Here is an 11,722-nt window from a genome sequence, read left to right on the forward strand (position 1 = left end):
TGATTCTAGGTTCGGTCACGCCACTCGGCCGCGAGTACGGACCACACCTGGATGTCGTGCCGGGTGTCACCCAACTTCGACGCCTCCCGCAGAACACCGTCACGGGACATACCAAGCCGTTGTGCCGCGGCGATACTGCGTTCGTTCCGGGACGAGCAATGCCACTCCACGCGGGACATGCCGCGTACGCATACCGCCCAGTCGATCATGTACGTCACGGCCCTGGTGATCAGGCCACGACCCCTGGCCGCCGGATCGAGCCACACGCCGACCTCGCACACCTCGTCCTTGTTGTCCCAAACCCGGAACACCGTGCCGCCCGCCAGCTTGCCGTCGACCCAGATGCCGTAGAGCCGGCCGTCGTCCTGCGCCATCCGGTCGGCGTACTGCTGCAGGATGTCCAAGGCGCTCTCCTCGTCGACCACCGTGGCGGCCCAGGAGATCCACGGCTGCAGATGGCCGCGGACCCGGGTGACGTGATCCACGAACTCCTTGGCGTTCCACGGTTCCAGGGCACGCAGCTCGGCGTCGTCGGCCAGCGGCAAGGTCAACATGACGTCCTGGATACCCGAAATCGGTGGCGATGTCGACGATCTTGTGGTTACCGTCGGGGCGTGCCCATCGAGCAGCGACTGACCAACATCCCCGGCAACCCCGTGGCCAACCGGTACTCCGACGCCGTGGTCGCGTCCGGCCGGGTCGCGTACATCTCCGGCCAGATCGGGCTGGACGCGGACGGCAACCTGGTCGGCCCCGGCGACCTGCGGGCCCAGACCGAGCAGAGTCTGCGCAACATGGCGAACATCCTGAACGAGCTCGGCGCGACCTGGTCGGACGTGATCAAGTACACCTGGTTCGTGCTCGACGTGTCCCAGGCGGCGATCATCCGCGACGTCCGGGACAGCTTCCTCGGCGACGCCCCCAAACCGGCCAGCTCCCTCGTCCAGGTCGGCGGCCTGGTCAGCCCTGACCTGCTGATCGAGGTGGAAGCAGTGGTAGCACTGCCCTAATGGCGGTAGCCCGGGGGACCGCGCGGCGGGTACTCCGGAAGGATGAGAACGGTGTGGCGGGGCGCCCTGTCCATCGGCCTGGTCTCGGTCGGTGTCCGGGTGTACGCGGCGACCGAGGACCACGACTTCCGGTTCCGGCACGTGCACCGGGCGGACGGCGGCCAGATCCGGTACCGCCGGGAGTGCGAGGCGTGTCTCGAAGAGGTCGAGTACACCGATGTGGCTCGGGCCTACGAGCTGGCCGACGGCCGGATGGTGCTGCTGGAGAAGGCGGACTTCGACCTGCTGCCCGGCGCGGCCGACCGGTCCATGCAGGTGGTGACGTTCGTGCCGGTCGCCGACGTGCACCCGGTGTTCTTCCAGCGCAGCTACTACCTGGAGCCGGAGGACAACGCCGTTCAGCCGTACGTGTTGTTGCGGCTCGCGCTGGAACGCACCCAGCGGGTCGCGATCGTCAAGGTCGCCATGCGCCGCAGGGAGGTCCTGGCCGCCGTCGGCACCAGGGACGACATGCTGGTGCTGCACACGATGCTCTGGCCGGACGAGATCAGGGTGCCGGACTTCCCGTTCCTGCAACGAGAGGTGACCGTCAAACCGCAGGAGCTGGCGGCGGCCACGTCGCTGGTGGTGAGCATGAGCTCCGGCTTCCGGCCCGGCGAGTTCACCGACGACTACCAGGAGGCGCTGGCGGAGCTGATCGCGGCGCGCACCGAGGAAGCGCAGCCGCCGCCCATCCCGCCGCAGCGGGACGGTGACCACGCCATGGACCTGCTCGAAGCGCTCCGGCTCAGCGTCGAACGGACCCGTTTCGACGACTAGCACCGGACGGGCCGTTTCGGCGACTGGCCACCTCACAGCACGCGAGCAGCCGCATGGACACGCCGTCGTCGGCGCTCCACACCTGCGGCGGGTGCCAGCCGGCCTTCAGCGCCTCGCGATACAGCGCTTCGGTGTAGATCGCCAGCACCACCAGGTAAGGCGCGGGCACCATGCCCTCGCGGGCCGAGACGTCCGCGTTGATCTGGGCTCGGACAGCCTGGACATGCTGGTCGAGCGCGGCCGAGATGGCCGGGCTGTCCTCGGCCGCCCGCTGGCCGGCGGCCAGCTTGGACCGCAGCCGGCGGAGCCATCGCCGGGCGGACCACTGGGCGGCTACATCCCAGACGTTCAAATCACCAGGTTCCCTGTCGGTGGGCGGCCGCACGAGGAAACCTACGCCGTGCGGCCGCTTTTTACTCACACCTGCTGGGGAACCCTTTCGGGCTGCTCCAGTTGCTCGATGTGCCGGGCGAGCGCCGCACCTTCGACATCCACGTTCGGGGTAATCCGGTCGAGCAGACGGGGGAACCACCACGCGGCCCGGCCGAACAAGGTCATCAGGGCCGGTACCAGGGTCATCCGGATCACGAACGCGTCCACCAGCACGCCGAACGCCAGCGCGAAGCCCATCGACTTGATCACGGTGTCCGCGGAGAACACGAAGCCGAGGAACACCGAGGTCATGATCAGGGCGGCCGCGGTGACCACCCGGGCGCTGTGGCCGAACCCGTCGATCACGGCCTCGCGGGGACTGTCGCCGTGCACGTACGACTCCCGCATCCCGGACACCAGGAACACCTCGTAGTCCATGGCCAGGCCGAACAGGATCCCGGTCATCAGGATCGGCAGGAAGCTGATGACCGGCCCGCCGTGCGACACCAGACCGAACCAGTTCCACTGGAACACCATGACCACGGCGCCGATGGAAGCGGCCACGGTGAGCAGGAAGCCCGCGGTGGCCTTGAGCGGTACCAGGATCGACCGGAACATGACGGCCAGCAGGATCAGCGACAGCCCGACGATGACCAGCAGGTACAGCGGTAGGGCGTCGGACAGCTTCTGGGACACGTCGATGTTGATCGCCGTCTGGCCGGTGACGCCGATGGTCGAGCCGGTCTGCGCGTGGATCGCACCCTGCGAGTCGCGCAGGGTGGCGACCAGCTGCTTGGTGGCCTCGCTGGACGGTCCGCTCGACGGGATCAGCTGGAGCACGGCCATCTTCTGGTCATGGCTCATTCCGGCGGGAACCACCCGGGTGACATCCGGAACAGTGCTCAACTTACCCACCAGGGCACCGGTCGCGGCCTTCGGGTCCACGCCGGACGGCAGGGTGGCGACCACCACCAGCGGTCCGCTGAACCCGGCGCCGAAGCCTTCGGTGACCAGCGCGTTGGCGCGTTGTTGCGGGCTGCCGTCCGGCGCGGTCGAGTCGTCCGGCAGGCCCAGTTGCAGCGAGAACGCCGGAATGGCCAGCGCGCCCAGCGAAACGACGATCAGCACCAGAGCGGCGATCGGCCGTCGGGCCACACCTCGGGCCCACCGGTAGCCGAACGCCTCCTTGGTCGACTCCTCGGCCGCCGCCTTGGCCATGGCCTTCGGGGACACGATCCGCTTGCCGACGAACCCGAGGATCGCCGGGACGAGCGTCAACGCGACGAGCACGGCGATCGCGACCGTCGCGGCGGCGGCCAGACCCATCACCGACAGGAACGGGATGCCCACGATCGTCAGGCCGACCAGGGCGATGATCACGGTCAGGCCGGCGAAGAACACCGCGCTGCCGGCCGTGCCGATGGCTCGGGCGATCGACTCGTCCACGGCCATCCCGGACATCACCTGTTTGCGGTGCCTGTGCACGATGAACAGCGCGTAGTCGATGCCCACGGCCAGGCCCAGCATCATGGCCAGCACCGGGGCGGTCGACGACATCGTGATCACGCTGGTCAACGCGAACAGCCCGGCGATGCCGACACCCACCCCGACCAGGGCGGTGAGCAGCGGCAACCCGGCCGCGACGAGCGAGCCGAACGTCATCAGCAGCACCAGCGCGGCGATCACCACACCGATGCCCTCGGTGGCGCCGACGGCCACCATCTGACCGGCGATCTCCTGACTGTAGGCCACTTCCAGGCCGGCCTTGGTGGCCGTCTCGGTCGCCGCCTTGATGGCGGTCTTGGTCTGGTCGGTCAGTTCCGGCGCGGGCACCGAGAACTGCACCTGGGCCAGGCCGATCCGCTGGTCCGGCTGGGAGATCATCTTCGTGGTGGCCGGGCCGAACGCGCCCGCCACCTGGTTGATCCTGCCGACCTGGTCGACCACGGCCTGGATGGCGTGCTGGGCGTCGGGTGACGTGATCGTCCGGCCCTTCGGCGCGGCGAACACGATCCGGCCGGACGCGCCCGCGGCCTCCGGCAGGTTGGCCTTGAGCTGGTCGAGCACCTCCTGGGACTGGGTGCCGGGGATGGTGAACTGGTTCGACGTCGACCCACTGAGACCGATCGCGCCGGCGCCGGCGACGGCCAGGATCAACAGCCAGACGCCGAGCACGAGCCCCCGGCGGCGGCGCGCGAAGTGCGCGACGCGATACAACAACTTGGCCATGATCTTTCCTTTTCGCGTGCGGGACGATCGACGCTGATCAGGTGGACGAGGTGGGGTCGAAGCCGTGCCGGAGATAGCCGAACGCCTCGTCGATGAGGTCGTCGACATCGGCTTCGGGACTCTCGCTGGCACGGTCCATCGCCGCCGCCAGCACGGCGATCACGGCGTGGATCAGGGCGAGAGGGTAGAAAGTGGAGCGTTGCTCCGAGGGGAGTCGGTCGACCAGGGCCTTGTATGCCTCGGTCACCATGACCTCGCGGACCGCCAGGTCGTACGGCACCAGTTCGGGGTACTTCTTGCAGATGGCGACGTACTTGCCGGACACGAGGTTGTTCGGGCCGCACACGAACTTGACCACCGCCTGCAACGAGGTGAACAGCGGCTCGTCCGGCGACCGGCGCTGCATCTCGGCCAGCGCGTCGTCGAACATGAACCCGCTGACCGCGACCACGGCCTCTTCCTTGCGGTTGAAGTAGTTGAAGAAGGTCCGGCGGGACACACCGACCTGGTCGGTCACGTCCTCCACGACGAAGCCGTCCAGCCCACGGGTCGAGGCCAGCTCGAAGGCGGCGAAGCCGAGCGCTCGTCGCGTCTCCTGCTTCTTCGTCTCGCGAATCCCCGGTTTGGCTGTCACACGACCAGACTAGAAGTAATCTTGCCCGCCGTGCAACTTTGCCCGGCGTGCAGGATTGTGAGCTTGATCATGGGTTAGTTTGGGGCGTGGATGTCTTCGACCCGCGTATCTTCGCCCGCGGTCTGCCGCACGAGGAGTTCCGGACGCTGCGGGACACGGCGCCGGTGTCGTGGCAGGAGGAGCACGCCGTCATGGACTGGCCCGCCGGGCCTGGGTTCTGGGCGGTGACGCGGTACGACGACGTCCGGCACGTGCTGCGGACGCCTGAGGTGTTCTCGTCGTGGTTGGGGGCCACGCAGATCCGGGATCCGGAGCCGGCCGACCTGGACTTCATCCGCCGGATGATCCTGAACATGGACAGCCCCGAGCACATGCGCCTGCGCAAGCTCGTCTCGGCCGTGTTCACCCGCCGCCGGCTGGAGAAGTCGGCCGACGAGATCACCGGGCGGGCGCGGGCGCTGCTGGCCGCCGCCGCGCCCGGCTGTGACCTGCCGGTGGACGTGACCGACGACTTCCCGCTGGCCAACCTGGCCGACCTGCTCGGGGTGCCCGCGGCCGACCGGGCCATGCTGCTGCGCTGGACGAACCGGGTGATCGGCTACCAGGACCCGGAGCACGCCGAGGTCCTACGCGACGCCGCCGGCCAGCCGGTGAACCCGCGGTCGCCGGCAGCGCTGGCGGACATGTTCGCGTACGCCAGCGAACTGGCCGCGTACAAGCGCTCGCATCCGGCGGACGACCTGATGTCCGCGCTGGCCGAGGCCGACCTGGCCGACGCCGAGTTGCAGATGTTCTTCTTCCTGGTGGTGATCGCGGGCAACGACACTGTCCGCAGCGCGCTGCCCGGCGGCGTCCTGGCCCTGGTCGAGCATCCCGAGGAGTACGAACGGTTGCGCGCGGACCTTTCGCTGGTGCCGTCGGCCGTGGAGGAGATGCTGCGCTGGCATCCGCCGGTGCTGACGTTCCGGCGGACGGCGACCCGGGACGTGGTCCTCGCCGGCCAGCCGATCACGGCGGGGGACAAGGTCGTCGTGTACCACGTGTCGGCGCACTACGACGAACGGCAGTTCCCCGACCCGTTCCGCTTCGACATCACGCGGTCGCCGAACGACCACGTCGCCTTCGGCCAGGGCCCGCACCTGTGTCTCGGCGCCCACTTCGGCCGGCTGCAGCTGCGGATCTTCTTCCGCGAGTTCCTGACCCGGCTGCCGGCGGTGACCCTGGCCGGTCCGCCGACAAGGCTCACGTCCAACTTCATCAACGGCATCACGCACCTGCCGCTCAGCTGGTGACCTCGGCCAACACCGTGTCGCTCAGCACCGGCCACACCTCGGCCGCCCACGGGCCGAACACCTTGTCCGTCAACGCTATGCACGAGATCCCGGCGACCGGGTCGACCCACAGGAACGTGCCGGACTGTCCGAAGTGGCCGAACGTCTCCGGCGAGTTCCGCGTTCCGGTCCAATGTGGACTCTTGTGGTCCCGCAACGAGAACCCGAGGCCCCAGTCGTTCGGCTTCTGGTTGCCGAACCCGGGCAGCACCCCGGCCAGCCCGGGGAACGCCACCCTGGTCGCCTCGGCGAACAGTGCACCGGACACCAGCTTCGGCGCCAGCAGTTCGGCCGCGAACCTGCTGAGATCGGCACACGTCGACGTGCCCGCGTACGCCGGACTGCCGGCGAGCACCGAATCGGCCATCCGCAGCGGCCCGAACACCGCCTCCGCCAGGTACGCGTTGAACGGGATGCCGGACGCCTGCTGGACGTGCTCGGCCAGCACCTCGAAGCCCGTGTTCGAGTAGATCCGCCGGGTGCCCGGCGCGGCCTGCACCCGGTCCTCCTGCATGGCCAGCCCGGAACTGTGCGCCAACAGGTGCCGGATGGTGGACCCTTCCGGACCGGCGGGCTCGTCCAGCTCGACCGCGCCCTCCTCGACCGCGATCAGCACGGCGTACGCGGTCAACAGCTTCGTCACCGACGCCAGCGGGAACGGTCGCGCCTGATCCCCGTACGTGCCCAGGATTTCACCATCGCGTCGCACCACGGCAACCGCGACGTTGTCGACCGGCCACTCGCCCGCCACCTGCAAGCTCAGCATGGCCAAGACGGTAGCCGGGTGGAGCGCCCCCGCCCCACCCGGTCGGCACCCCTACAGCTGCTGCAGGCAGAACGTGGTCGCCGGCTCCGGGAAGGCGATCCCGGTCGCTTCCTTGTTGCCGCAGGCGTTCTCGTCCGCCTTGCCCTTCAGGATCTTCAGAACCTTGACCGCCCTGGTTTTGCACGCGGTCTTCGGGTAGCCGACGCTGCTGCCGGCGTCGTCGAGGTTGTAGCAGGTGCCCTCGGTCCAGTTCGGCATCAGGCACAGCTTCGTGCTCGGTCCGCGACGCTCGGTCTCGGTGTACTCGTCGTAGTACTTGCTGCCACAGTCCCCGGACACCGACAGCGACTTGCCGACGATGTAGTTGGCGTCCGCCGAGCCACAGTCCACGGTCTTGAAGTCCGGCTTCGACTTCGTACCGGTCACCGCGGCGCAGTCGCCCACCTTGGCCTGGGCCGCGGAGCTGGTGAAGTAGTTGAACGCCCAGACGCCGCCCGCGACCACGACGATGCCGACGATGCCGCCGACCAGCCGGCCGACCCCGAACCGACGCCGCGGCTTGGGCGGCTCCTGGAACGACTGCGGTGGACCGAATGGCGGCTGCCCTGGCGGCATCCCGGGCTGTGGGACGCCACCGGGCGGGGTGCCCTGGTAGGGCGGCCCTTGTGGCGGTCCGCCGTAGGGCGGGCCTTGCGGCGGTAACGGTTGACCCTGCGGCGGGCCGTAAGGCTGTGGCTGACCGTAGGGCGCTCCGCCGGGGCCAGGCTGTCCCGGCGGGCCGTAGGGCTGACCTGGCTGGCCGCCCGGCGGCATCAGCGGAGGTGGTGTGGACATTTCGGACTTCTCCCCTTCCCAGGTGACAGGGACCAGGAGGGGACTATAGATCGCATTCCGGACGGTGCCGGGCCGGGGTGTGCAAAGTACACAACCAGCAGGTGGAATGGCTCAGCCGACGGTTTCCTCCGCGTCCAGGTGGGTCGCGATCAGCCGCAGCAACAGGTCGTTGTTGACCGGCTTCGTGACGTAGTCGTTGGCGCCGGCGGCCAGGGTGCGTTCACGGTCCTCGGCCATCGCCTTGGCGGTCACCGCGATCACCGGCAGGTCGGCGTACGTCGACATCTCCCGGATGGCGGCGATTGTCGCGTTTCCGTCCAGTTCCGGCATCATCACGTCCATCAGCACCAGCGCGATGTCCTTGTACTGTTCCAGCGCGCGCACGCCGGCGACGCCGTTGTCCGCGTAGACGACGTCCAGGCCGTGCTGTTCCAGCATCGCCGTCAGCGCGAAGACGTTTCTCAGGTCGTCGTCGACGATCAGGATCTTCTCGCCGTGGAACCGCATCGGCGTCGTGTCCGAAGTGGACTCCTCGGTGGTCTGGACGATCTCCTGGACGATCGGCCTGATCGGCGCGACCGGCGTGCTCACCCCGAGATACAGGGTGAACGTGCTGCCCGCCCCTGGTTCGCTGGTCACGTGCAGCTCGCCGCCGAGCAGCTGGGTCAGTTCACGGCTGATCGACAGGCCGAGACCGGTGCCGCCGTACTTGCGGCTGGTGGTGCCGTCGGCCTGCTGGAACGCTTCGAAGATCACCGCGAGCTTGTCCGGCGCGATGCCGATCCCGGTGTCCTCCACCGAGAACGCGATCACCGCGGGCTCGCTGCCCAGCCGGGACGTGTGCGTGACGGACGGGTCGACCATGGTGATCCGCATCCGGACACTGCCCTCGTGGGTGAACTTCACCGCGTTGGACAACAGGTTGCGCAGGATCTGCTGCAGGCGGTGCTCGTCGGTGTGCAGTGTGCCGGGCACCGGCGGCTCCACGATGACCGCGAAGTCCAGGCCTTTCTCCGAGGTCAGCGGACGGCACAGCGACTCGACGTAGCTGACCAGCTCGGGCAGGGCCACGTCGGTGGCGTGCGGCTCCAGGTGCCCGGCCTCGACCTTGGCCAGGTCGAGGATGTCGTCGATGAGCTGCTGCAGGTCGCTGCCGGCCGAGTAGATCGTCTTGGCGAACTCCCGCTGCCGCGGGGTGAGGTTGCCCTCCAGGTTGTCCGCCAGCAACTTCGCCAGGATCAGCGCGCTGTTCAACGGCGTCCGCAGCTCGTGCGACATGTTCGCCATGAACTCGTTCTTGTACTTCGACGCCGTGGCCAGCTGCCGCGCGCGGTCCTCGAGTTCCTGGCGGGCCTGCTCGATCTCGGAGTTCTTCACCTCGATGTCCCGGTTCTGCCGGGCCAGCAGCGTCGCCTTCTCGGCGAGCTCGGTGTTCGAGTCCTGCAGTTCGTCCTGCTGGGCCTGCAGCTGTTCGGAACGCGCGCGCAGCTCACGGGTCAACCGCTGCGACTCGGCCAGCAACGCCTCGGTCCGGGCGTTGGCCAGCAGCGTGTTCATGTTGACGCCGATGGTCTCCTTCAGCTGCTCCAGCAGGTCGTGGTGGACCGACGTGAACTCGTTCACCGACGCCAGCTCGATCACGCCGAGCACCTGGCCCTCGAACAACACCGGCAGCACGATGATGTTCTTCGGCGCGGCCGACCCCAGGCCGGACGACACCCTGATGTAGTCCGGTGGCGCGCCGGTGACCACCACGGTCCGTTTGTCCACCGCGGCCTGCCCGACGAGCGACTCGCCGAACGAGAACTTCAACGTGCCGTCGGTCTCCGCGCGGCCGTAGCTCGCGATCCGCTTGACCCACAGGCCGTTGTCGTCGTTCTCGGCCAGGAACACCGCTCCGTATTGGGCCCGCACCAGCGGAGCCAGCTCGCTCAGGATCAGCGACGCGACCGCGCTGAGGTCGCGGTGGCCCTGCATGAGCGCGGCGATCCGGGCCAGGTTCGTCTTCAGCCAGTCCTGTTCCTCGTTGGTCCGGGTGGACTCCTTGAGGGTCAGGATCATCTGGTTGATGTTGTTCTTCAGCTCGGCCAGCTCACCGGACGCGTCCACGGTGATCTGCCGGGTCAGGTCGCCCGCGGTCACCGCCGTGGCGACCGCGCCGATCGCGCGCACCTGGGTGGTCAGGTTGCCGGCCAGTTGGTTCACGTTCTCGGTCAGCCGCTGCCACGTGCCGGACACGTCGACCACGTTCGCCTGGCCGCCGAGTTTGCCCTCGGTGCCGACCTCGCGGGCCACCCGGGTGACCTCGTCGGCGAACGACGACAGCCGGTCCACCATGGTGTTCAGGGTGTTCTTCAGCTCCAGGATCTCGCCGCGGGCGTTCACGTCCATCTTCTTGGACAGGTCGCCGTTGGCCACCGCCGTGGTCACCTGCGCGATGTTGCGCACCTGCGTGGTGAGGTTCTCGGCCATGACGTTGACGTTGTCGGTCAGTTCCTTCCACGTGCCGGCCACGTTCGGCACGCGCGCCTGACCGCCCAACGTGCCCTCGGTGCCGACCTCGCGGGCGACGCGGGTGACCTCGTCACCGAACGCGCGGAGCGTGTCGACCATGCCGTTCATGGTGTCCGCGAGTCCCGCGACCTCGCCTTTCGCCTCGACCGCGATCTTCTTGCCGAGGTCGCCGTTGGCCACCGCGGTGGCGACCACGCCGATCGCACGCACCTGCGTGGTGAGGTTCTCGGCCATGACGTTCACGTTGTCCGTCAGGTCTTTCCACGTTCCCGCGACCCCCCGGACCTGGGCCTGACCGCCGAGTTTGCCCTCGGTGCCCACCTCTCGGGCGACCCGGGTGACTTCGTCGGCGAAGGCGGAGAGCTGGTCGACCATGGTGTTCAGGGTGTTCTTCAGCTCCAGGATCTCGCCGCGGGCGTCGACGTTGATCTTCTGGGTCAGGTCGCCCCGGCCGATCGCGGTGGTCACCTGGGCGATGTTGCGGACCTGGTCGGTGAGGTTGCCGGCCATGAAGTTGACCGAGTCGGTCAGGTCACGCCACGTCCCCGCGACACCAGGGACCTGCGCCTGACCGCCGAGCCGGCCATCACTGCCCACCTCTCGGGCGACCCGGGTGACTTCGTCGGCGAAGGCGGAGAGCTGGTCGACCATGGTGTTCAACGTGCTCTTGAGTTCGAGGATCTCGCCGCGGGCGTCGACGTTGATCTTCTGCGTCAGGTCGCCGCGGGCCACCGCCGTCGCCACGGTCGCGATGCTGCGGACCTGGGTGGTGAGGTTGCCGGCCATGAAGTTGACCGAGTCGGTCAGGTCGCGCCAGGTGCCGGCGACGCCGGGGACCTGCGCCTGGCCGCCGAGCATGCCTTCGGTGCCGACTTCGCGGGCGACGCGGGTGACTTCGTCGGCGAAGGCGGAGAGTTGGTCGACCATGGTGTTGAGGGTGTTCTTGAGTTCGAGGATCTCGCCACGGGCGTCGACGATGATCTTCTGCGTCATGTCGCCCTTGGCCACCGCGGTCGCGACCGTCGCGATGCTGCGCACCTGCGTGGTCAGGTTCTCCGCCATGACGTTCACGTTGTCGGTCAGGTCGCGCCAGGTGCCGGCGACGCCGGGGACCTGGGCCTGGCCGCCGAGCATGCCTTCGGTGCCGACTTCGCGGGCGACGCGGGTGACTTCGTCGGCGAAGGCGGAGAGTTGGTCGACCATGGTGTTGAGG

The 11,722-nt window shown here is 68.4% G+C and carries 10 protein-coding genes; 3 read left to right on the forward strand and 7 right to left on the reverse strand.

Features of this window, described 5'->3' with window-relative positions; genetic code table 11:
- Positions 1-5: 5 nt before the first annotated feature.
- A complete protein-coding gene (locus tag EV192_RS35285) occupies positions 6-554 on the reverse strand; it encodes a GNAT family N-acetyltransferase (protein WP_132122918.1) in 549 nt (182 codons plus the stop codon).
- A 60-nt stretch (positions 555-614) separates the two neighbouring features.
- Here EV192_RS35285 and EV192_RS35290 point away from each other — a divergent pair, with 60 nt between their 5' ends.
- A complete protein-coding gene (locus EV192_RS35290) occupies positions 615-1,010 on the forward strand; it encodes a RidA family protein (RefSeq protein ID WP_207926383.1) in 396 nt (131 codons plus the stop codon).
- Between the two features lie 42 nt (positions 1,011-1,052).
- A complete protein-coding gene (gene ku / locus EV192_RS35295; protein ID WP_132122920.1) occupies positions 1,053-1,829 on the forward strand; it encodes a non-homologous end joining protein Ku in 777 nt (258 codons plus the stop codon).
- Here the strand turns inward: ku and EV192_RS35300 are convergent.
- Genes EV192_RS35300 through EV192_RS35310 form a run of 3 tightly spaced genes read right to left on the reverse strand, consistent with a single transcriptional unit; the run spans position 1,798 to position 5,064 of the window.
- Positions 1,798-2,250 (reverse strand): DUF6401 family natural product biosynthesis protein, encoded by a 453-nt coding sequence (locus EV192_RS35300; protein WP_132122921.1) that lies wholly within the window; start codon positions 2,248-2,250, stop codon positions 1,798-1,800. The two genes, ku and EV192_RS35300, sit on opposite strands and share 32 nt — an antisense overlap.
- Positions 2,247-4,430: an MMPL family transporter gene (locus tag EV192_RS35305; protein ID WP_132122922.1), complete on the reverse strand. Its 2,184-nt coding sequence runs from the start codon at positions 4,428-4,430 to the stop codon at positions 2,247-2,249. The genes EV192_RS35300 and EV192_RS35305 overlap by 4 nt, the downstream gene beginning before the upstream one ends.
- A 37-nt stretch (positions 4,431-4,467) precedes the next feature.
- Entirely contained in the window at positions 4,468-5,064 is a 597-nt protein-coding gene (locus EV192_RS35310; RefSeq protein WP_132122923.1) for a TetR/AcrR family transcriptional regulator, read from the reverse strand.
- Positions 5,065-5,150: 86 nt separating this feature from the next.
- On the opposite strand from EV192_RS35310, the gene EV192_RS35315 reads away from it, so the two are divergent.
- A complete protein-coding gene (locus EV192_RS35315; protein ID WP_207926385.1) occupies positions 5,151-6,356 on the forward strand; it encodes a cytochrome P450 in 1,206 nt (401 codons plus the stop codon).
- Here the strand turns inward: EV192_RS35315 and EV192_RS35320 are convergent.
- The 3 genes from EV192_RS35320 to EV192_RS35330 form a co-directional block, all read right to left on the reverse strand.
- Complete coding sequence (locus EV192_RS35320; protein WP_132122925.1) at positions 6,346-7,161, reverse strand: serine hydrolase domain-containing protein; 816 nt, start codon at positions 7,159-7,161, stop codon at positions 6,346-6,348. The two genes, EV192_RS35315 and EV192_RS35320, sit on opposite strands and share 11 nt — an antisense overlap.
- A 51-nt stretch (positions 7,162-7,212) precedes the next feature.
- Complete coding sequence (locus EV192_RS35325; RefSeq protein ID WP_132122926.1) at positions 7,213-7,995, reverse strand: LppU/SCO3897 family protein; 783 nt, start codon at positions 7,993-7,995, stop codon at positions 7,213-7,215.
- A 111-nt stretch (positions 7,996-8,106) separates the two neighbouring features.
- On the reverse strand, positions 8,107-11,722 hold a 3,616-nt coding region (locus tag EV192_RS35330; protein ID WP_243727273.1), incomplete at its 5' end, for a HAMP domain-containing protein.

The organism is Actinocrispum wychmicini (genome assembly GCF_004345645.1).
GTDB lineage: Bacteria > Actinomycetota > Actinomycetes > Mycobacteriales > Pseudonocardiaceae > Kibdelosporangium > Kibdelosporangium wychmicini.